Here is a 22313-nt window from a genome sequence, read left to right on the forward strand (position 1 = left end):
TTTAAAAATTAATAACCTTGTTCTGCCGCGCCGATTCGTAAGCGGCATGTACTAAACGCACCGTTTCAAAATTATCTTCCCCGGTAGTTTCGGCGGTAGTGTTATCCCTTAAATCTTCCAGAATATTGCGGTTACAATCTACAATCGACGAATGCACCACGGCATACGCCGGATCAACCCAGCTATACATTTTAGGTTCTGCTGAATAAGCAGTGGTACCTTGTCGGGTAGTAACTTTTATCTGAAAATCGTGACTCAAGACCAATGAGCCGAGTTCGCCTTCTACCTGCACCAGGGTTTGCGGAAAAGCTTCTTTTTCCAGAATAGAGGCGTACGACATTTCGGCAAAGCAGGAAATTCCGTTTTGCATCCGCAGCAGCACATTGGCCACATCTTCGCCTTTTATACTGGGGTTTACCCGGTTAATCTGGCAGTACAGCGATTGGGCTTCGCCGAAAAGAAAGCGGCAAATATCCAGTATATGCGACCCAATATCGGTTAAAATAAATTCTTCTAATTCGGCCAGAAAAGGCTGGTTCTGAAAAACCGGGAAAGCCGAAATAAAGGTAACCCGGGCCCGGAACACCTTACCTAATACTCCGGACTTTAAAATAGACTTTACTTTCCGGATAGGCGCTTGCCACCGGAAATTTTCGTGGATGTAAAATTTAACGCCGGCGTTTTTACAAGCCGCTACCATCTGGCGGGCCGTTTCCAAAGTAGGCGCCATGGGTTTCTGACAAATAACGGGTAAACCATATTCAACAGCCTTTTGCGTGAAAAGCGCGTGGGTGTCTACATCCGTAATAATATCGATAAAAGCTAGTTCGGCAGCGTGTTTTTGCAAAAGCTCTTCTGGGTCGTCGTACACGTGCGGTACGTTAAACGTGCGGGCAATTTCTTCGGCCCGGCTGCGCGTGCGGTTATACAAAGCAATGGGTTCCACGCCCTTTAGTTCCTGCCACCCGGATAGTTGATAGAACGACCAAAATCCAGTACCAAAAACCGCAAATTTTAAATTTTTCATGCTTTGTAGGGTAATTTTTAAAAAAATAGTACCTTCGTCTTAACTCTACTGTACTCTACTGGTTGGCTAAACAAATATAATTAGATTCTGGAGTATTCAAAATTTTAAACCAGAAGATAATTTTTAAAAAATAATATTTTAATCCCGCTAGGATGGAGCTTTAAATACCTGGAAATGCTGATTCCCGTTGATACTACTTCTAATCGTCCGAAATACCAGCAAATTATGGATGGTATTCTGATGTCCATTGAAAAAGGAGGTTTAGCGCATGGCCAGCAACTGCCTTCGATTAATGAACTGGCCCAACAACAAAGTTTAGCGAAAGTTACGGTAGCCAAAGCCTACGAAGAGCTACGGCAACGCGGCATTATTCGGGGGCAACAGGGTAAAGGATTTTACGTGGTATCTACCGAAGTAAGCAGTCCTTTAAATATTTTTTTACTTTTCGATACGCTAAACGCGTACAAAGAAACGCTCTTCTATGCTTTAAAGGCCGTTTTGCCGGCAAACGCGCGATTAAACCTGTTTTTTCATCACTACGACCGCGACTTGTTTCAAAGTTTAATCCAGAATAACCGGGGCAATTACCAGTATTACGTAATCATGCCGCACTTTAACGAAGATGTTTCCACGATTGTAAAGCAAATTCCGCAGGAGAAACTAGTAGTTCTGGATAAATCCATTAACAAACTAAAAGGTAATTATGCCGCCGTTTACCAAAGTTTTGAGCAAGATATTTTAAATGCGTTGCAATCCGCGGAAGATTTACTGGCCAAATACTCTTGTTTAACCCTGGTGTTATCCCGGGATCAGTTTCAGTTTGTGCCGGAAGGAATTCTGGCGGGTTTTGCGGCCTTTAAACAAAAACATAAAATACCGTGCGTGGTGGTAGATACTTTTACGCCGGCCTTAGTAAAACCCGGCGAAGCTTATCTTTTATTCTCCGACCGGGATCTAATCTCTTTTGTAAAGCACGTGCACCAAACAAAGCTAAAACTGGGCCGCAACATTGGCTTGATTTCGTACGATGATACGCCCATGAAAGAAATTCTGGAAGGAGGCATAACGGTAATTTCTACGAATTTCGAAGCAATGGGCCGGACTACTGGTCGGCTTATTTTGGAAAAGCGGCCGGAACAAATAGCCAATCCAACCCGGTTAATCCGGCGAAAGTCCCTCTGATTAAAAAAGGTTTGCCCGCTATTAAATTTTTAAAAATTTAACCTTCTAAACCGCAATTATTCTTTAAAAATCATTTTACCTGAGAATACCTAAAATTAAACATGCAACTGGGAATTAGTACTTACACGTATGGCTGGGCGGTAGGCGTTCCGGGCAATTTGCCGCTCAAACCAATCACCGAGCTCGATTTAATCCGGAAAGCGCAGGCTTTTGGGTTACGGTTAGTGCAGATTGGTGATAATTTACCTTTGCATACTTTGCCGGAGCAGCGTTTGCAAGCTCTACTGGAACAAGCCGGTACTGCCGGGATTACTCTGGAAATAGGAGCCCGCGGTTTAACCAGTAACCATTTGCACCACTATCTGGGTTTAACCAAAAAGTTAAACGCCCGTTTGCTGCGGTTTGTGATTGATGGTCCGGGCTACGAACCAGAAATTTCTCAGGTTATCCAAATAATTAAAAAAGAAGTTTCTTTTTTAGAAGCTAACCAAATAACCATAGGTCTGGAAAACCATGATCGCCTGAAAGCCCGGGAATTTGCCCAGATTATTGAGGGAGTAAATAGTGCCTACGTGGGTATTTGCCTGGATTCGGTTAACTCCATGGGAGCTGGGGAAGGATTAGAAGAGATTGTGGAGCAGTTAGCCCCCTTTACCGTTAATCTGCACATAAAAGATTTTGGCATTCAGCGCTTGCCTCATTTAATGGGCTTTCAGATAGATGGCCGGCCGGCCGGGCAGGGGATGTTAAACTTGCCTTGGCTACTACATAAATTAGCGGTGTACAACCGGTGCCAAACCGCGGTGTTGGAACAATGGGTAGTACCGGAGGCCAGCATGCAAGTAACATTGCAGAAAGAAGAAGTTTGGGCCGAGGAAAGTCTGGCGTATCTGCAGTCATTTTTTAAATCCTAAAGCAATGGAAGAATTCAAATACGAATAAATTTAAAAATTTACTAGCTATCGGGCATTCGCGCATTTATTACCGAACAATTAATAACGAACAACTCTTTAAATAAGAAAACAATGGCTAAAATTACACTTGTAGGGGCTGGTGGTAAAATGGGTTGCCGGCTCACCGATAACTTTCAAAATTGTTCCCAATATTTGCTGGATTACCTGGAAGTTAGTCCGCAGGGTATCGAAAATTTAAAAAAACGCGGCGTTACCGTGAGCACCCAAGAAAAATCTGTTCCGGAAGCTGATGTGGTTATTCTGGCGGTTCCGGATGTAGCCATCGGGGCAATTTCGGAGGAAATTATTCCGCAGATGAAACCTGGCGCCTTAGTGATGACCCTTGACCCGGCGGCACCATTGGATGGCGTGATTTACCACCGCGACGATTTAGGTTACGTGATTGCGCACCCTTGTCATCCGAGTGTTTTTAACTGGGAACCTACCGAAGAAGCTTTCCGTGATTTTTACGGTGGAATTACGGCAAAACAGTCGATAGTAGTGGCTTTAATGCACGGTTCCGAAGCGCATTACCAGCTTGGTGAAAAAGTGGCGCAGGATATGTACCAACCTATCAAAGATACCCACCGGATTACCCTGGAACAAATGGCCATACTGGAGCCCGCCATGGTAGAAACCCTGGCTCAAACTTGTATGGAAGTAGTAAAAGAAGGCTACGACCGCATTGTGCAATTAGGCGTGCCGGAACCAGCGGCCCGCGATTTTGTGCTGGGTCATTTACGCATTCAAATTGCCGTATTGTTTAAAGAAGTAAACGGTACCTTTTCGGATGCCGCTTATAAGATCAGCAAGCGCGCTAAACCTATTTTGTTCCGGGATAATTGGCAAAATATTTTCGAGATGGATGATATCCGGGAACAGGTAAAAGATATTACCACGAAGTAAAATCATCTTACTACCAATAACCCTATTTGCTTGCTAGCCATAAGTCTGGATGAATGACAATAAACCTCTATCCTGGGCAATAGAGGTTTATTATCTTACATCTTACCAAAAAATAAAATTCGGTAGTTTAGCTGCTTTACTGAATGTTTTATAGGTTAGCGTACTCGACCGTATCTCGGCCCTTAATTATTTTAGCTAACCGGAGAAAAAAATCCGGGATAAATACGTATAATCCAATTTATAAAAAAAGGCTTTGCTGGTAAATAATAAAGAAAATCAATTCTGTTATCCGGATAAATACGGAAAACAGAATCTTAAACTGAAACCTGGATCATAAACTTTACCGCGTTAACGACGTTTAGGAAATCATCATTTTGTTCTAATTTTCTAACCCGTTAACTGTTAAACTATGATCTTAAAAATGGACCGGCTGCCTATTGAGCTGCCTACCCCCAACAATCCCTCGCCCAATGATGCAGCGGCGGTACAAGAATTACTCGGTGGCAAATTTGGCGAAATGTCAACGTTAATGAATTACACTTTCCAATCGTTTAATTTCCGGGGCCGGAAACGCCTGCGTCCATTTTACGATTTAATTTGCAGCATTGCCGGCGAAGAGTACGGACATATTGAAGCCGTTAGTTATGCCATCAACTTGTTATTAACCGGTACTACTAAAAGAGGATTCGATCCGGAACCCGGCCCCCTGAAAAATGCTACGGACGCCCGCAATACCTATCATTTTATAGCCAGTGGTCAGTCTTCATTACCGGTGGATTCGATGGGTAATTTCTGGACCGGACAAAATGTTTTTAGCAGCGGAAATCTAAGATTAGATTTACTCCATAACTTTTTCTTGGAGTGTGGCGCTCGGGCTAACAAAATGCGCGTGTACGAAATGGTAACGGACCCAACGGCCCGCGAAATGGTAGGATACTTATTGGTTCGGGGTGGATTACACGTGGTGGCTTATGCCCGGGCATTGGAGCACTTAACTGGCTCCGATGTAACTAAATTAATTCCGGTACCCGAGCTTAGTAATAAAGCCTTCCCGGAAACCCGCAAATACGAAGCAAACGGCGTACACCGGATCTTATATACTTTCAGCCAGGAAGATTACCAAAAAGCCGGATTGGTATTTAATGGTCCGCACCCCGAAGATGGCCAGCCATTAGAGGTACGGTTTGGTGCGCCAGAAGGTGCTCCAGCCCCGGATTTAGATGAAGAGCCGCAATTAAACGCACCGGGCGCCGATGATTTCGACCCTGATATGTTTAAAGACATAGCTAAAAAAATGGGCATAAAATCCTAATAGCGACATTTTCTTCATACTAAAGGCACTATCATTAAACTTGGTAGTGTTTTTTTTATGTTTGAAAGTGTAAAATTAAGATTAGCGTTTTCACAGGTTATCAAGAAAATGGATGATCCTCTAATAAAAAACATGACCGAAAGTTGAATTTCGGTCATGTTTATGCTAAAGTCGTGGAGGGTTTTTGAACTATCACCTTAGGGAGGAATTAAGAATAAGTTTAAAGTTTTCATAAGAATGATTTTAGATGGTAAATGTTTGATTCGATAATTTTTTATTCTTTTTAACTTTATTTGGTACTAACCCAAATAGCACTAAAATTATATTAAGCTAATCTATACGCGATTATAAATTGTAAAAATTTAATATACAAATATTAAAACCTTTTATTTTGAAAAAATTAAACATAAATCTTTCTATTTTATCAATGTATGCTCAAAAAAATCTAATTAAAGCCAGAAATTAACCTACGTTTTTGTTTATAGACAAAGCTTAATATTAGAAGAAAACCGAAGGGTTCTAAGGTCTTATAAAGCAATTATTTGATTCTGGTCTGGTGAATATTTATTAGAAATATTCAATAATTTAAAATTTTGTTTACTAAGGTGTATTTCTATTAACTCAACCAGTTTTATTTTTTTGACCTGAAGGTTTAGCAGCAACACCAAAAAAATTAGCTAATCCAGGATCATTATGTAGGACCGAAGTATATGGCAAGAATGTTTAGTACCTAGTTCTAAAGAAACTAATTACAAAAACTTAATTTTTGTATAAAATTTTTTCAGAAACAAGGTTCCATTAGTTTAAACAAGGTTTTAAAGTAGGACATGTCAGGTAATTTATAATGCGATTAAGGAGCAACTAACAATCAACAAATACTTACTATCATTAGGCAGCAAGTAAAAATTCCGGCTAGCAGCTAAGTATAACCTAAAATGAAACGCCGCAAGTACCAGTAATAACACGTTCTTACCGAATTTATTAAGGTTATTTTGGTTAATATTTAACTATTGCTTTTAACGGTGTTGCTCGTACTTGTTTGGCACAAGCAGTTTTTTTAAATACCTAACTTCCTCTTTCGAAAGAACTTCGCTTGAATTAATGTGCAGTGCTTCTTGTAATTGATTGGTTGTACGAATACCTAAAACGGCTGAAGTTACTGCCGGGTGATCTAACACGTATTGGATAGTCGTTACGGTAGCGGTACGGTTTGGGATTAATGGATTTTTTACCGCCTCAACTACTTTTTTCACTTCTGCTTCCGAATAATTTAAGTAGTTTTTGGCGGGTTTACCGGCTAATAAACCTTGGGCCAAACCGCCGCGAGCCAATACTCCGATTTGGTTTCCTTGTAATAAATCTAAAACAGTCTCTTCCGGTCGTCGGTCCAGTAAGCTGTACTGCATCATCACGCTTACAATTTGCGACCGCTTCACATATTCCCGGATCACATTAGGCCGGATAGACGAAATGCCGTAATACCGGATTTTACCTTGTTTTTTTAAAATTTCGAAGGCCTCCATGGTTTCATCAATCGGGTCGTCGAGTGTTCCGCCGTGTAGTTGATATAAATCCAGGTAATCGGTTTGCAGGCGTTGCAAGCTGCCTTCAACGGCTTGCAGAATGTATTCTTTGCGTGGGTTCCAGTCCCAGCCACTACCATCTGGTCGCCATTGGTTGCCTACTTTAGTGGCCAGAATAACTTGATGCCGCTTGCCTAAAAAAGCTTTGCCCACCAATTTCTCATTTTCTCCCTGGTCGTATAAATCAGCGGTATCAAAATAGTTAATACCTTGGTGCAGTGCATCGTTTAACAAACGAATACTTTCTCCGGGAGTGGCCGTTGCTAAAGACATACAGCCGAAGCTAATCGTGCTAATTTTTAAATCTGAACGGCCTAAGTGCTTATATTGCATAATTACCTGATAATTAAAAGACAGCTATTTCTTAAAAGGTATAGGTTGTTCTGTTTCCAGTATAACCAAAGCAGCGTCTGCTGGGCTCCCGGCACCGGATTGTATTTGCTTTCTACCTATTAGTAATAATATTAATCCCAACACCGCGCATAATGCCATAACGCTAACCATAGGTAAAACGGTTTGATTGTGCAATACACTCACGGCCGCGGACGCTAAGGCGCCTGCCCCCATGCGCAAACACCCCAGTAAAGCCGAAGCACTACCAGCCTGCCGGGCAAAAGGCGCCAACGAAAGAGCCGAAGAATTAGGAACATTTAAACCCTGACCCGCTAAAAAAATAAAAATCAATAGGATTAATCCATACTTGCCGTACCAACCGGCCAAACTACCAATTACCAGCAAGCTACCAACCACCGTTTGTAAAGTTAAAGCAAAAGTAAGGAGTTGTTCACTTGAAAAGCGTTTTAACAAAGGTGTGTTTAATTGGGTGGAACCAATCATGGCGGCAGCCAGAATGGCGAAAATCCAGCCGTATTCTTGTTCGCTCACCTGGTAAATATTCATAAATACATCCGGCGAACCAGAAATATAAGCGAAAGGTGCCGCGGCACCTATGCCACCGGCCAGCATATAGGTCAAAAATTGTGGATTTTTTAAAACCGAATAAAAGTTACGTAATACCGGCTGGGGTAATAGGGAGATGCTCTTGTCAGGAGCGCGGCCCGCCGGTAATGCCAGGTAAATAGCTATAATTACCAGCACAACAATAATAGCTAAAACTATAAATATGTATTGCCAGCCAAATGCCGCGGTAACGTAGCCTCCCACGGTAGGAGCAATCATGGGGGAAACACTAATAACCAAGGTTTGCAGCGACAATACTTTGGCGATTTCGCTTACCGGAAAAAGGTCGCGTACTAAGGCTAAAGCGGCTACCATGCCTGCACAACCGCCAATAGCCTGAACAAATCGCATTAAAATCAAAGTATCAGCAGAGTTAGTGAAGGCACAACCAACAGTTGCCAATACATAAACTAATAACCCGGCGTACAACGGGTTTTTGCGGCCAAACCGGTCCAGCAAGGGCCCGTATAACAATTGCCCCAGGGCAATACCAATTAAATAACTGGTTAAGGATAATTGAATGTGATCAATAGTTGTATTTAAATCACGGGCAAGAGCCGGAAAGCCTGGCAAATACATATCGATCGAAAATGGACTGATAGTAGCTAAAACACCCAAAATCAAGATAATGCCAAAACGGTTTTGGGAATTCTTCATGTATTAAAAATCAGTAACAAATTAATCCGCAAAAATCTGTTAGGAACAAGCAATTATCAAATAAACCTGTTTCTCGAAAGGCGGCTGAATTACCTGTATACTGCTTACCGAAAGTATAAGTTGAAAAGATCAAATAATTAATCTTCCAGCAGAAGATTGCCGGTTAATTTAGGGCTCATCGGCCGAAAAGGCGTAACTTGAAGCGCAGCTAAATGCTCATGTTATTTTAACTAAAGCAAAAAAATTAAAAACTTTAATTACCTAACTAGCCCAGCCAAGTAGCGCGTCTTTACAATTAGGCAAAAGGAAATAGCATAAAACAAAAAAGAAAACCGCATTGGTTTTCTTTTTTGTTTTATGCCTTAAGTTAAAAGATTAAATCTCGGAATAAAATAATTTACGTTTCATTAATATCCGGAATACTATGGCAGCTTTATCTTTGTATTGCTTTAAAGAGGAGCTAATCTGAGCAGCTGCCGCCCACTCGTAACTTACTTGTTCTACATTTACTATTTTATCTGCAATTTGCGTAGGAAAAGTAGCTGATTTTATTCCAGAGTTATTCATCCATTCAAATGCTCCTTCAAGGGTAGTACATGTTTCCATTCTAACTGCTTTGTGAGTAATAACTTTAGTTTGAATATAAGTTGTAATTTCATCCAAAATAAGTAACTCAGGTAATTCGTATTTAGCCAAATGAACAAATCTTTTAATACCCGCTGCTAATATTTGCAGGCAAAATACTTTAGATAAGCATCTTTGTATATTAATATCGGTAAAATTTACGTTGCGGAGGTCGTGCAGGAAAAAAGTAATATTATTTTCTTTGATCAAATCGCTGATTATTAAAATACATTCGGTTAACTCCTCTACTTGCGGAGAACTTTTCCAGCTTAATTGAATGAACGATTGATGCGTATTAACTATAAGCATGGCATTAGCCGAGGGTAATGCTTGATTGCAATTAGGTTCTTCTGGAAAAATGCTATAGTTGGTGGTCATGGATTTGGTTGGTTTTTAGCAGTTAATAAGATCGATTAATTGTTGTAGTGCTTATTGCATTACGGAAGTAAATATATAGTAAATATATTATTTAGATAATTCAAAGATAGGCGAATAAAAAATATAAATTATTTGCCGGGATAAATCCTATATATTTCTTGTTTAAAAACATATTTAAACAGGAGGCATCAGGAGTATATTACCCGCCACTCAAAAAATAACTAAATACCAAGTAGCTGATATAATTTCAGTAGCCTTTTCGATTTAGTTTAAAGACATCTTATGCCAATAAAGTTGAATAGGTTAATTGATGCAATAGGTCCTACCATCGAATAATTCAAGATTACAATTTGCAAATTTTTTAAAGAAAGAAAGTCGGGGCAGATACCAAAGGTAAAGATTTGTTTTTATGAAAGGGATGTGCGTATTTCCGGCTGATTTAAACCTTGTTAAACAAAACAGCAAGGCAAATGCTTTTATCCTGGATTGAAAACCACAAGGTTCAACTGCTTGTTAATCAAAATTTAAAATTTGGAGGTAGGTACTTTACTGCTAAACAAAACGAGTTAACATGTCCGAGAAAGAAAATCAACAAGTAGCTATTGTAACTGGCGCCGGGCAGGGAATAGGGTTTGCTATATGCCGCGAATTATTAAAACAAGGAGTTGCCGTTGTATTAAACGATTTAAATGTTACTTTAACAAATCAGGCAACTGCTCAGCTCAAAGAAGAATTTGGCGCAAATTGCATTGGCTTACCTGGTAATGCAGCCGATGTTTCTTTTATTAACAATTTAATACTTACTGCCAAAGAACACTTTGGGCAGGTTACCATTGCCATAGCCAATGCCGGTATAACGCTCTTCGGCGATTTTTTTACTTATACGCCTGAGGCTTTTCAACAGGTGATGGATTTGAATCTTAAAGGTTCTTTTTTCTTAGCCCAAGCCATTGCCAAACAAATACAAGTGCAGCAAACCGGAGGCAGCATTTTGTTTATGTCATCGGTAACCGGTCATCAGGCCCATAAAAATCTGGCTGCTTACGGTATGACTAAGGCTGCTTTAGAAATGCTGGCCAAAAACCTGGTCATAGAAGTGTCGGCTTATGGAATTACGGTTAATGCTATTGCTCCCGGGGCAACCCTTACCGAACGAACCGCCCTGGATGCTGATTACGAACGAACCTGGTCCAACATAACACCTTTAGGAAGACCAGCCAGTCCGGAGGATATTGCGCAAGCTGCTGTATTTTTGGTTTCAGAAAAAGCCCGTCATATTACCGGGCAAACAATTATTATTGATGGTGGCTGGACCTCTATTAGTCCCTCGCCTTATTAATACGAATACTTATTCCGGAATAACTATTCAAATTAGTTTTGCTGATATATCCATCATAAATAATAAGTTTACAACCTTTTTAATGCTATTTAGTTAGAAAAACATAAAGGCTATTAGCGCTAGTAGATCATAATATCCTTTTTAGTTCACGGTAATTAAATGTAATCTTTCCAGATAAAAATTACTACTTCACGTTAACATATATTTTGGGTCTTACCACAACTTGTTATCTATGGCCAATCAAAATTCCACCGAAACATTAACCCAGCTCGATGAGCTTAGTATAAATACCATCCGGTTTCTTTCTGCGGATATGGTTCAGAAAGCCAATTCCGGACACCCGGGCTTACCTTTAGGAGCAGCTCCCATGGCCTACGTGCTTTGGTCGCGTTTTTTAAGGTTTAACCCGAAAGACCCGCATTGGCAAAATCGGGATCGGTTTATTCTTTCGGCTGGACATGGCTCGGCTTTATTATACAGTTTATTGCATTTATACGGGTATGATTTACCTATGCCGGAATTAGAAAAATTCCGGCGAATTGGTTCGCAAACGCCTGGGCACCCGGAATCGATGCTCACTCCGGGCATTGAAGTAACCACCGGGCCTTTGGGCCAGGGATTTGGCAATGGAGTTGGAGTGGCACTGGCCGAAGCTTTTTTAGCCGCCAAATACAACCGCCCGGATTTTGATTTAATTGATCATTACACCTACGGCATTGTGAGCGATGGCGATTTAATGGAAGGCTTAACGGCCGAAGCTGCTTCTTTGGCGGGCCATTTAAAATTGGGTAAACTTATTTTTCTGTACGATGATAATGATATTTCCCTGGACGGCCCAACCAGTCTCGCTTTTACGGAAGATGTATTAGCGCGCTTTGAGGCTTATGGCTGGCATACCCAGCGGGTAAATAATGGTAATGATATTGAAGCTATTGACCAAGCCATTCGCGCGGCGCAAGAAGAAACCGGAAAGCCTTCGCTTATTTCAATTAAAACTATTATTGGCTATGGCAGTCCTTTGCAGGGTACCAGTAAAGTACATGGCAACCCGCTGGGCGAGGAAAATTTAAAAAAAGCCAAAGAAAACTTAGGCTGGGATCCGGCCAAGTTTTTTTACGTACCCGACGAAGTGCAGGAGCACTTATTGGAGCCTAGTAAAAAAGGAGCTTCCCTGCAACAAGATTGGCAAGATTTGTTTGAAGAATACAGCCACGCTTATAGCACCGAAGGAGAGGAATTACGCTTAACCTACCACGGAGAACTTCCGTCGGGTTGGGACAGCAATTTGCCCGTTTTTACCCCCGCTGATTCTATGGCTACCCGGCAAGCTTCGGGCAAAGCATTGGAAGCTATTAAGAAAACGGTGCCCTGGGTGATTGGCGGTTCTGCCGATTTAGCTAGTTCTAACGAAATGCCTACCAAAGGCGAACTTAGTTTTCAGCCGGGCAGCTACGATCATTCTAATATTTGGTTTGGGGTTCGGGAGCACGGCATGGGCGCTATTTTAAACGGCATGGCCTCGCACCGGGGCGTACGGGTATATGGCGGTACTTTTTTAACTTTTTCGGACTACATGCGCGGCTCGATTCGGTTAGCGGCCCTTACCGAAGCCCCGGTTACTTACGTCTTCACGCACGATAGTATTGCCGTAGGCGAAGATGGCCCCACCCACCAACCCGTGGAGCATGTAACAGCTCTGCGCACCATTCCGAACTTAACGGTAATCCGACCGGCAGATGCTAATGAAACCGTAGAAGCCTGGCGCATTGCCATGACCCGCATGAAAGGACCGGTGGCCCTCATACTTACCCGGCAAAAGTTACCCACCTTCGACCGGAGTGTTTATGCTGCTGCGAGCAATGTTGAAAAAGGCGCTTATACCTTAAGCGATGCCGAAGGTACGCCGGATGTTATTTTAATAGGAACTGGCTCCGAAGTACAATTAGCCCTGGGAGCCCAGGCAGAATTAAAAAAAGAAGGTATTCAGGCCCGAGTGGTAAGCATGCCTTCCTGGGAATTATTCGATCAGCAAGACCAAGCTTACCGCGACGAGGTACTGCCGCCCGCTGTCCGAAAAAGAGTATCGGTTGAAGCGGGTATTACTCTGGCTTGGTACAAATACGTAGGATCCGAAGGGGCTGTTATTGGCATCGATCGCTACGGAGAATCTGGTGCGGGCGATAAAGTGCTGGAAGCATTTGGCTTTACGGTCGCTCATGTTTGTGAAAAGGCCCGGGCCTTGTTTCAATAAATTAATGGGTATGAAAATAGGAATTGCCGCGGATCACGCCGGCTTTGAACAAAAACAACAGTTGATTACACAGTTGCGCCAAGCTAAGTACGAAGTAACGGATTATGGTGCTCACGAGTACAACGCCCAAGACGATTACCCGGACATAATTATACCATTAGCCCAAGCCATTGCGAGCCAGGAAGTAGAGCGGGGTATTGCCGTTTGCGGCAGTGGGGTGGGGGTGTCGGTAGCAGCCAATAAATTTGCTGGTGTACGGGCGGCTTTAATTACCGAAAGCTATTCCGCACACCAAGGTGTGGAGCACGACGATTTAAATTTACTATGCCTGGGTGGCCGTGTAATCGGCCCTATGTTGATCTGGGAAATTGTGCAGGCTTACTTAAAAGCTCAATTTCAAAAAGAAGAACGGTTTCACCGCCGTTTAGATAAAGTAATTGCTTTAGAAAAAAAGAATCTATCATGAAAAGTTCTCTTGCTCAAGTTTCATCTTTTGGCCAGAGCATCTGGCTGGATTACATACGCCGCAACTTTATTGCTTCTGGCGAATTAAAAAAACTCATCGACGAAGATGACCTGCGGGGCGTTACATCTAACCCGGCGATATTTGAAGAAGCTATTGCTAGGAGCAACGACTACTGGGATACTATCAAAACTTTGAGTCAATCTGGTAAGTCTACCGAAGAAATATTCTTAGCTGTAGCTATTGAGGACGTGCAAAATGCCGCGGATACTTTTCGGGAAGTTTATGAACAAACCCAAGCCCTGGATGGATACGTGAGTTTAGAAGTATCGCCTATTCTGGCGCTGAATACCGCCGGAACAATAACCGAAGCGCAAGCTTCCTGGGAAACTTTGAACCGGAAAAACGTGATGATCAAAGTGCCCGGCACCCCAGAAGGATTGCCCGCGATTACGCAACTTATCGGCCAAGGCATAAACATTAACGTTACTTTGCTGTTTAGCCTGGAGCGTTACCGGCAAGTAGCCGAAGCCTACGTAGCTGGTTTAGAGCAACGGGTACAAAAAGGCGAACCGGTGAGTGATGTAGCTTCCGTAGCCAGTTTCTTTCTAAGCCGCATTGATGCGCTGGTAGATCCCATGCTGGAGAAAGTAAAACAAGCAGGGGGCGAACACGCCACATTAGCCGAACAAATGTTAGGCAAAACTGCTATTGCGAGCGCCAAAATGGCTTACCAGATTTACAAGGAAGTATTTAATTCTGATAGGTTTAAAGTTTTAGCCGAGCAAGGTGCTAAACCGCAACGCTTGCTTTGGGCCAGTACCAGTACCAAAAACCCGGCTTATCGCGATGTAATGTACATTGAAGCTTTGATTGGGCCCGACACGGTAAATACCGTACCCATGGAAACCATGAATGCTTTCCGCGATCACGGCATTCCAGCAGCCCGATTAGAAGAAGGTACCGAAGAAGCCCGGAATCTCATTGCGCAATTACCGCAAGTAGGCGTTGATTTAGATGCGGTTACAAAGCAATTAGAAGAAGAAGGTATTCAAAAGTTTATCAAACCTTTTAACAGTTTAATGCAGGTTCTGGAAGAAAAACGAAAAGCAGCCGCTGCGGTATAATGAATGCGACGACAACTATAAAAGCTCTTTTTCTGGATATTGGCGGGGTTTTACTAACCAACGGTTGGGACCGTAAGGCCCGGAAGCGCGCGGCAGATACATTTAACCTGGATTACGAACAGCTCAACGAGCGGCACAACCTAACCTTTGATACTTACGAATCAGGTAAATTAAGTTTAGATGAGTACTTAAAACGAACTGTTTTTTACGAGAAAAGAGCGTACACTCCCCAGGAATTTACGCAATTTATCATGGATCAAACCGGGCCATATCCGGATATGATCAATTTAATGAAAGATTTAAAAAACCGGTATAGATTAAAAATTGCGGCAGTTAACAACGAAGGACGGGAATTAAATGAACATCGCGTTCGCCATTTCGGTTTACACCAGTTTATAGATATGTTTGTTTCCTCGTGCTACGTTCATTTTCGGAAACCGGATCAGGATATATTCCAGATGGCTTTAGACATTGCTCAGGTTTCACCCGAGCAAGTGGTGTATGTCGATGACCGGCCAATGTTTGTGCAGGTGGCCAGTAGCTTAGGTATGCATTGCATCCATCATACTGATTATGCGTTAACCAAGCAAGCTTTAGCTAAATTGGGATTGGTTTAAAAATTTTGCGAATTACTAAGTTAGAACTATTGCTTTAAAACACGCAGGTTGGTTTGGTAATATTTTTTTTAAATTTTTACCTGTGAACTCTCTTAACTCAAGAAAATATATAGCCTTTTATGGACAACACACAATACGATTTTGGCATGGTTGGTTTAGGCGTAATGGGCCGGAATTTACTTTTAAATATAGCCGATCACGGATTTGCCGTATCAGGATTGGATTTAGATCCGGTAAAAGCGTTAGCCCTGGAGAACGAAGCCGACAAAGGAAAACCGGTAAAAGGAACTACTAACGCCGAAGAATTTATTCAATCATTAAAACTACCCCGGGCATTAATGCTACTGGTGCCGGCAGGAAAACCCGTTGATTCGGCCATTGCCAGTTTATTGCCCTACCTGGCATCCGGCGACATTGTAATTGATGGCGGTAATTCCTACTTTCCGGATACGGACCGGCGGGTAGTAGCTTTGGCCGAGAAAGGTATTCACTTCTTTGGTATGGGCATTTCGGGGGGTGAAAAGGGCGCTCGTTTCGGACCCAGCATGATGCCCGGTGGCGACCGCCAGGCTTACGAACGACTGCGACCTATTTTTGAAGCAGTAGCCGCTAAAGTAAACGGCGAACCTTGCGTTACCTTTCTGGGCAATGGCTCCGCGGGTAATTACGTGAAAATGGTGCATAATGGCATTGAGTACGGCATTATGCAGCTCATCGCCGAAATCTACGATTTCATGAAACGTGGTCTGGGCTTGAGCGACGGTGCTTTGCAACAGGTATTCGCCGATTGGAATCAAACCGAAGTACAATCTTTTTTAATAGAGATAACCGGTGAAATTTTAAAAAAATTAGATGAAGTTACGGGTCAGCCTTTGGTAAACGTGATATCGGACCGGGCCCGCCAAAAAGGAACCGGAAAATGGACTTCCCAAAACGCCATGGACTTGCAGGTGCCATTGCCTACCGTAGACATGGCCGTAACCATGCGCGACTTATCGGCTTACAAAGACGAACGCGTATTGGCTGCGCAACAATTAGGCGGGATAACTGCTAATAACTCCGGCACCGAGGCAACGGAAATTATAAATCAGCTCCGCAGCGCCTTTTATTTTGCCATGTTGGTAACGTATGCCCAAGGTTTTGTGCAACTCCGGACAGCTTCTAAAGCTTATAACTATGAATTAGAAATGCAAGAAGTAGCTAAAATCTGGCGGGGCGGTTGCATTATCCGGGCAGCCTGCCTCGAAGATATTCGGCAAGCTTTTAACACCAATTCCGATCTACCTAATTTACTGCTCGATCCAAATATTGGCGCTGCTTTAACCCAACACCAAGCCGATGTACGGGCCGTGGTAAAATTAACCGTGGATAAAGGGATTCCAATGCCAGCCTTGCTAACTTCTCTAAGTTACTTTGATGCTTACCGGAGTGCAGTTCTACCCACTAATTTAATTCAGGCGCAACGGGATTATTTTGGGGCACATACTTACGAACGTATTGATCAAGAGGGCATTTTTCATACGCAGTGGAGTTAAGCTAGGTGTCTCTCTTTATAGATCAATTTTTTCTTTTGCCCAAGAAAAAGCGGGTGCTTATCGCATCAAAAATTTAAAAAAAATTAAAAAATAGGCAGTATTGTAATCAGTCAAAAGCTCTACTTCATTACAAGTTTAGCTTTTACTTATAACGAGCTTTCCTAAACAAATAAATTTTTAATTGTTACTACCATGATAGCAGGCGGAAGAACAGAACCCACTGTAGTTGTTATTTTCGGAGGAACCGGTGACTTAACCAAACGAAAGCTGATACCCGCTTTTTATAATTTGTTTTTAAGTGGCTGGTTACCCGAAAAGTTCGCCATTATTGGTCTAGGGCGTACCAAACTAAATGATGCGGATTACCGCCAGCGTTTATACGAGGGCTTAACGGAATTTTCGCGCAGTGGCCAGCCTACCCCCGAAAACTGGGATAAATTTAATTCCGAAATTCTTTATCATACCTCCGAAATCAACGACCCCGCTGCTTATACCCAACTAGCCGAGAAAATTGGGGAGTTTGATAAAGCCTGGGGAGTACGGGCTAACCGCTTATTTTATCTTTCTATTGCGCCGCAGTTTATTGAAGCGGTTACCACTAACGTCCACGCGGCCGGATTAGCCAGCGATATTGCCCGTGACCGGATTATTGTGGAAAAACCTTTTGGAAAAGACTTGGAATCGGCCCGCAATTTAAATCAACTCCTCACCCGTACGTTTCAGGAAAGCCAGATTTACCGCATCGATCATTATTTAGGTAAAGAAACAGTGCAGAATATATTGGCCTTTCGCTTTGCAAATGCTTTGTTTGAACCGCTCTGGAACCGCAATTATATTGATTACGTGCAAATAACCGTAGCCGAGCAAGTGGGCGTAGAAGAACGGGGCGGTTATTACGAAGGAGTGGGAGCGCTTCGCGACATGATTCAGAATCATTTGCTGCAAATTATGTGCATGATTGCCATGGAAGCGCCGGTGTCGTTCGAGGCCGAAGAAATTCGCAACCGCAAGGTAGATGTACTCCGGGCCATTCGCCGCTTTACGCCGGACCAGGTGAATCAGCATGCGGTACGGGGCCAGTACGGTTCCGGCTGGATGCAAGGCAAACAAGTACCTGGCTACCGCGAAGAACCCAGCGTGGATCCGCATTCCAATACCGAAACCTTTGCCGCAGTAAAATTTTACCTCGACAACTGGCGTTGGCAAGGCGTTCCTTTTTACTTACGCACGGGCAAACGCTTACAAGAAAAAACTTCTTCGATAACCGTACAATTTCGACCGGTGCCGCATTCCACTTTTTCAGCGGCTCTTTCGGAGAATTTATTGCCCAATCGTTTAACCATTAACATTCAACCGCAAATGGATATCCGGTTGCGGTTTATGGCCAAAAGACCTGGTTTGGAAATGCAACTCACGCCGGCCAAAATGGTTTTTGATTACGACGATTGTTCTACGCAATCGCCGGAGGCTTACGAAACTTTGCTGCTAGATGCTTTACAAGGCGATGCTACTTTGTTTATGCGTTCCGACCAGGTAGAAACTGCTTGGGAAGTAATAACCCCTATTCTGGAAACCTGGGAATCGCGGCCATCCTTAGAATTCCCTAACTATACCGCTGGCATGTGGGGACCAGAGAATGCCGAAGCTTTAATTGCCCGCGAAGGGCATACTTGGGCCGTTACAATGTCGCGTAATGGGCAAGCTAAAGAAAATAAAGAAAAAGCAAAAGCATGATCCGGGTATTTCCAAACACCGCCGAGTTAAGCCAAGCCGCAGTGGATATTTTTGTACAAGCCGCCCAGGAAGCTGTTAAGAATCAGGGCAAATTTTCCGTGGCACTAACGGGTGGCTCTTCACCCGAACAATTATACCGTTTGTTGGCCCAATCACCTTACCGGGAACAGGTGCCTTGGGAGCAAACCTTTGTGTTTTGGGGCGACGAACGCTGGGTACCGCTTTCCGACGAACGAAGTAACGCTAAATTGGCATTTGATGCTTTACTAAATTCGGTGCCAATTCCGAAAAATCAAATTTTTCCCATGTATGGTGACTCAGCACCCGAAGCGTATGCCGATCATTATGAAAATCTCATCCGTAACCATTTTGGTAATTCTGATCTGCTTTTTGATTTAATGCTGTTGGGTATGGGCGACGATGGACACACGGCTTCGTTATTTCCGGGTACCGCCGTACTGCAGGAACAATCGCGGTGGGTGCAGGCGTATTATTTAGAACCCCAGCAAATGTACCGGATAACCCTTACGGCACCTTGCATAAATCGATCAAAGAAGATTATGTTTTTAACTTTTGGTGAGAAAAAAGCAGAAGCTTTATACCAGGTGCAGGAAGGCGAACGTAATTTTAAAAAATATCCATCGCAGTTAATTAATCCGGTAAACGGCAATACTATTTGGCTGGTGGATGAATCTGCTGCGGCCAAGCTGTCTGAAAATTTAAAAAATGAATAGGCTTCGGTCTTTATTTTTAATTTTTAGAAGCGTTTTCACCCTCCTTTAGTCCTTTTTATAAGGCTATTTAGTAAATCTCTTTTTAAGTTTTTCTTTTAAAAACTTAAATCGGGTGAGATTATTACGGATTTTAATCTGCTTTTAAGTATTAATCTATAGTATATTCTCATGAATAATATTGGATTAGCTATGGGAATATTTTAATAGTTTAGTAAATTAGCCGATAAACTTAATCCGTAATCTAATGGCCCAGTATAAATTACAAGTAAATGGCCGGAGCTACCAGGCCGACGTAGAGCCGGACACCCCACTTTTGTGGGTTTTACGCGACCACCTGGGGTTGGTCGGCACCAAGTATGGTTGCGGTATTGCCCAATGCGGCGCTTGTACCGTGCACGTAAACGGCGAGGCTACTCGTTCCTGCGTTTACCCGGTTTCGGCCTTGGGTAAATCAAAAGTGGTTACTATCGAAGGTTTATCACCCAAAGGAGATCATCCGGTACAACAAGCCTGGAACGAAGTGGACGTTTCGCAGTGCGGTTATTGCCAGGCTGGCCAGATTATGACGGCCGCAGCTTTGCTCAAGAAAAATCCAAAACCTACTTCCGCCGAAATTGATGCCGGCATGACGGGTAATATTTGCCGTTGCGGCACTTACCACCGAATCAAAGAAGCTGTTCAATTAGCCGCTACTAAAACCAAATAGCTATGTCAACGCAAGTACAAAATAGCCGGCGCAATTTTTTAAAAATTTCCGCTGCAGCCGGCGGCGGGTTATTTCTGGGTTTTAATTGGTTCCGCACCGAAGCCGCTACTACAGCGGTAATGGATGAAGCCGCGATAGCAGCGGGTAATATTGAATTTAACAGTTACCTCAAAATAGCCACGGATGGCCTGATTACCATTTATTCTCCCAACCCGGAACTAGGGCAGAATATTAAAACTTCTTTCCCGATGATTGTGGCCGAAGAACTGGACGCGGATTGGGCTAAAGTTAAAGTAGAACAAGCTAAATTAGATAAAAAATACGAACGCCAGTTAACCGGCGGTAGCGGGGCGGTGCCGCATTCCTGGCAACGGTTGCGTAAAGCTGGAGCTACCGCGCGCCAAATGCTAATGGAGGCGGCTGCCAAGCGCTGGAACGTTCCGGTAACGGAGCTTAGTACAGACAAAGGAGTAGTATGGCATAAAACCAGTAACCGCAAGCTAACTTACGGCGAACTGGCTACCGAAGCCTCCCAAATTCCGGTACCTGCCGAAGTAAAATTAAAAGACCGCAAAGATTTTAAGTTAATCGGTAAACCCATTAAAAACGTGGAACACCACTCCATTGTAACGGGTAAACCACTTTTTGGCTTGGATTTCTATCGCGAAGGAATGTTGTTTGCCATGGTGCAACGGCCCGCCTTCGGTATGAAATTAAAAGCAGTAGATTCGGCAGCCGCTAAAGCTATGCCGGGCATAGTGGATGTAGTTACGTTTAAGAACAGCGTAGCGGTAGTGGGTAAATCTACCTGGCAGGTTAAAAAAGCCCGCGAAGCTTTGAAAATTGAATACGAAAAAGAAGGCAACATCGAAAGCACCGCCGACCATGACCGGATTATGCAGGAGTTACTGAATAAACCGGAGGCTACCGAGCGGCGCAAGGATGGCGATGTGGAATCGGCATTTAAAAACGCGGCAAAAGTAATTAAAAGCGAATACCAGTGTCCTTTTCTGTCGCATAGTCCCATGGAGCCGATGAACTTTTTTGCCCACGTTCGGCCGGACGGGGTAGAATTAGTAGGGCCTACCCAAACGCCGGATTTAGCGCGCAACGAAACGGCTAAGTTATTGAACATTCCGCCGGAAAAAGTAACGGTAGAAATTACCCGTTTAGGTGGTGGTTTTGGGCGCCGGTTAAAAGCCGATTATGTGTTAGAGGCAGTAGAAGTTTCTAACCTGGTAAAAGCGCCGGTTAAAGTAATCTGGACCCGCGAAGACGATATGACAGGTGGATCTTACCGACCAGCCGTTCGGTACCGTTTTGAAGCAGCTTTAGATGCTCAGAATAATTTAATTGGCTATAAGTTACGGGGGGCCAGTATTAATGCGGGTAACTCTACCCGGGAACATAATTTCCCTTCTGGAGCTGTCGATAATTTATTAATAGATTCCGTAGAACACCAGTCGCCGATTACCACCGGTCCTTGGCGCGCACCTATTACTAATTTCCTGGCCTTTGCCGAACAATCTTTTATGGACGAAGTGGCCCAGGCAGCTGGTAAAGATCCGGTACAATTCCGTTTGGATTTACTGGACAAAGCTAAAGCCAAACCCGTAGGTGAAATCAAATACGACATCGACCGCATGAAAGGCGTTATACAACTAGCCGCTGAAAAAGCACAATGGGGCAAAAAGAAAGGTGTATTCCAGGGCTTCAGTGTTTATTTCTCACACGCTTCTTACGTAGCGCAAGTAGGCGAAGTAGTGGTGCAAAAAGGCAAACCCGTCCTGAAGAAAATCTACGCCGCTGCCGATTGTGGAATAGTCGTTAATTTAAGCGGGGCCCGTCAGCAAATGATGGGCGGTATTGTAGATGGTATTGGCCACGCCATGTACGGCAATTTAACGTTTAAAGACGGATTACCTACGCAAAAGAACTTTGATACCTACCGTTTAATTCGCTTAAAAGAAATACCGGAAATCGACGTTAATTTTGTTGATAACGGCATTGACCCCACCGGATTAGGTGAGCCTGCTTTGCCTCCCACCGGTGGCGCGGTTGCCAATGCCTTATTTAAAGCTACCGGTAAGCGGTTAAAAAATCAACCATTTGCCGAACAGCAAGAGCTAAAAGATGTAATATAAAATTTTTAAATTTTTAAAAAGCCCGGAGAGAACTTGTTCTCTCCGGGCTTTTTTGTGCCTTTTGTACTATACAAAATAATG

General features: G+C 43.2%; 18 protein-coding genes. 14 read left to right on the top strand and 4 right to left on the bottom strand.

Annotation, left to right across the window (positions count from 1 at the left end):
• Window position 1: 1 nt before the first annotated feature.
• Window positions 2-1027: a Gfo/Idh/MocA family protein gene (locus AHMF7616_RS06905; RefSeq protein ID WP_115372221.1), complete on the bottom strand. Its 1026-nt coding sequence runs from the start codon at window positions 1025-1027 to the stop codon at window positions 2-4.
• Between the two features lie 174 nt (window positions 1028-1201).
• Here AHMF7616_RS06905 and AHMF7616_RS06910 point away from each other — a divergent pair, with 174 nt between their 5' ends.
• The 4 genes from AHMF7616_RS06910 (at window position 1202) to AHMF7616_RS06925 (ending at window position 5380) form a co-directional block, all read left to right on the top strand.
• Window positions 1202-2209, top strand: a complete 1008-nt coding sequence (locus AHMF7616_RS06910; RefSeq protein WP_115372222.1) for a GntR family transcriptional regulator — start codon at window positions 1202-1204, stop codon at window positions 2207-2209.
• A 101-nt stretch (window positions 2210-2310) separates the two neighbouring features.
• The gene (locus tag AHMF7616_RS06915) at window positions 2311-3123 is read left to right on the top strand and encodes a sugar phosphate isomerase/epimerase family protein (protein WP_115372223.1); all 813 of its coding nucleotides are present in this window, start codon (window positions 2311-2313) and stop codon (window positions 3121-3123) included.
• 111 nt (window positions 3124-3234) lie between these two features.
• Window positions 3235-4068, top strand: a complete 834-nt coding sequence (locus AHMF7616_RS06920; RefSeq protein WP_115372224.1) for a phosphogluconate dehydrogenase C-terminal domain-containing protein — start codon at window positions 3235-3237, stop codon at window positions 4066-4068.
• A gap of 409 nt (window positions 4069-4477) precedes the next feature.
• Complete coding sequence (locus AHMF7616_RS06925) at window positions 4478-5380, top strand: manganese catalase family protein (RefSeq protein ID WP_115372225.1); 903 nt, start codon at window positions 4478-4480, stop codon at window positions 5378-5380.
• Window positions 5381-6396: 1016 nt separating this feature from the next.
• On the opposite strand, the gene AHMF7616_RS06930 is transcribed toward AHMF7616_RS06925, so the two are convergent.
• The 3 genes from AHMF7616_RS06930 to AHMF7616_RS06940 form a co-directional block, all read right to left on the bottom strand.
• Window positions 6397-7236: an aldo/keto reductase gene (locus AHMF7616_RS06930; RefSeq protein WP_394335762.1), complete on the bottom strand. Its 840-nt coding sequence runs from the start codon at window positions 7234-7236 to the stop codon at window positions 6397-6399.
• Between the two features lie 84 nt (window positions 7237-7320).
• A complete protein-coding gene (locus tag AHMF7616_RS06935) occupies window positions 7321-8580 on the bottom strand; it encodes a Bcr/CflA family multidrug efflux MFS transporter (RefSeq protein WP_115372227.1) in 1260 nt (419 codons plus the stop codon).
• 375 nt (window positions 8581-8955) lie between these two features.
• On the bottom strand, window positions 8956-9582 hold the full coding sequence (locus AHMF7616_RS06940; RefSeq protein ID WP_115372228.1) for a hypothetical protein: 627 nt from the start codon (window positions 9580-9582) through the stop codon (window positions 8956-8958).
• Between the two features lie 571 nt (window positions 9583-10153).
• Here AHMF7616_RS06940 and AHMF7616_RS06945 point away from each other — a divergent pair.
• The 10 genes from AHMF7616_RS06945 (at window position 10154) to AHMF7616_RS06990 (ending at window position 22232) form a co-directional block, all read left to right on the top strand.
• Window positions 10154-10921, top strand: a complete 768-nt coding sequence (locus tag AHMF7616_RS06945; RefSeq protein WP_115372229.1) for an SDR family NAD(P)-dependent oxidoreductase — start codon at window positions 10154-10156, stop codon at window positions 10919-10921.
• Between the two features lie 232 nt (window positions 10922-11153).
• Window positions 11154-13172 carry a transketolase gene (tkt, locus tag AHMF7616_RS06950; RefSeq protein WP_115372230.1) on the top strand — a complete coding sequence of 673 codons (2019 nt, stop codon included), beginning with the start codon at window positions 11154-11156 and terminating at the stop codon, window positions 13170-13172.
• Between the two features lie 10 nt (window positions 13173-13182).
• Window positions 13183-13638: an RpiB/LacA/LacB family sugar-phosphate isomerase gene (locus AHMF7616_RS06955; RefSeq protein ID WP_115372231.1), complete on the top strand. Its 456-nt coding sequence runs from the start codon at window positions 13183-13185 to the stop codon at window positions 13636-13638.
• Complete coding sequence (gene tal, locus AHMF7616_RS06960) at window positions 13635-14762, top strand: transaldolase (protein WP_115372232.1); 1128 nt, start codon at window positions 13635-13637, stop codon at window positions 14760-14762. Before AHMF7616_RS06955 ends, tal begins: the two co-directional genes overlap by 4 nt.
• The gene (locus tag AHMF7616_RS06965) at window positions 14762-15379 is read left to right on the top strand and encodes an HAD family hydrolase (RefSeq protein ID WP_115372233.1); all 618 of its coding nucleotides are present in this window, start codon (window positions 14762-14764) and stop codon (window positions 15377-15379) included. The genes tal and AHMF7616_RS06965 overlap by 1 nt, the downstream gene beginning before the upstream one ends.
• A gap of 119 nt (window positions 15380-15498) precedes the next feature.
• Window positions 15499-16914, top strand: a complete 1416-nt coding sequence (gndA, locus tag AHMF7616_RS06970; protein WP_115372234.1) for an NADP-dependent phosphogluconate dehydrogenase — start codon at window positions 15499-15501, stop codon at window positions 16912-16914.
• A gap of 192 nt (window positions 16915-17106) precedes the next feature.
• On the top strand, window positions 17107-18648 hold the full coding sequence (gene zwf / locus AHMF7616_RS06975; RefSeq protein ID WP_115372235.1) for a glucose-6-phosphate dehydrogenase: 1542 nt from the start codon (window positions 17107-17109) through the stop codon (window positions 18646-18648).
• Complete coding sequence (gene pgl, locus AHMF7616_RS06980) at window positions 18645-19382, top strand: 6-phosphogluconolactonase (RefSeq protein ID WP_115372236.1); 738 nt, start codon at window positions 18645-18647, stop codon at window positions 19380-19382. The genes zwf and pgl overlap by 4 nt, the downstream gene beginning before the upstream one ends.
• A gap of 244 nt (window positions 19383-19626) precedes the next feature.
• Complete coding sequence (locus AHMF7616_RS06985; protein ID WP_115372237.1) at window positions 19627-20088, top strand: (2Fe-2S)-binding protein; 462 nt, start codon at window positions 19627-19629, stop codon at window positions 20086-20088.
• Between the two features lie 2 nt (window positions 20089-20090).
• Entirely contained in the window at window positions 20091-22232 is a 2142-nt protein-coding gene (locus tag AHMF7616_RS06990; RefSeq protein WP_115372238.1) for a molybdopterin cofactor-binding domain-containing protein, read from the top strand.
• The last annotated feature ends 81 nt before the right edge of the window (window positions 22233-22313 follow it).

This window comes from Adhaeribacter pallidiroseus, from assembly GCF_003340495.1.
Lineage (GTDB): Bacteria > Bacteroidota > Bacteroidia > Cytophagales > Hymenobacteraceae > Adhaeribacter > Adhaeribacter pallidiroseus.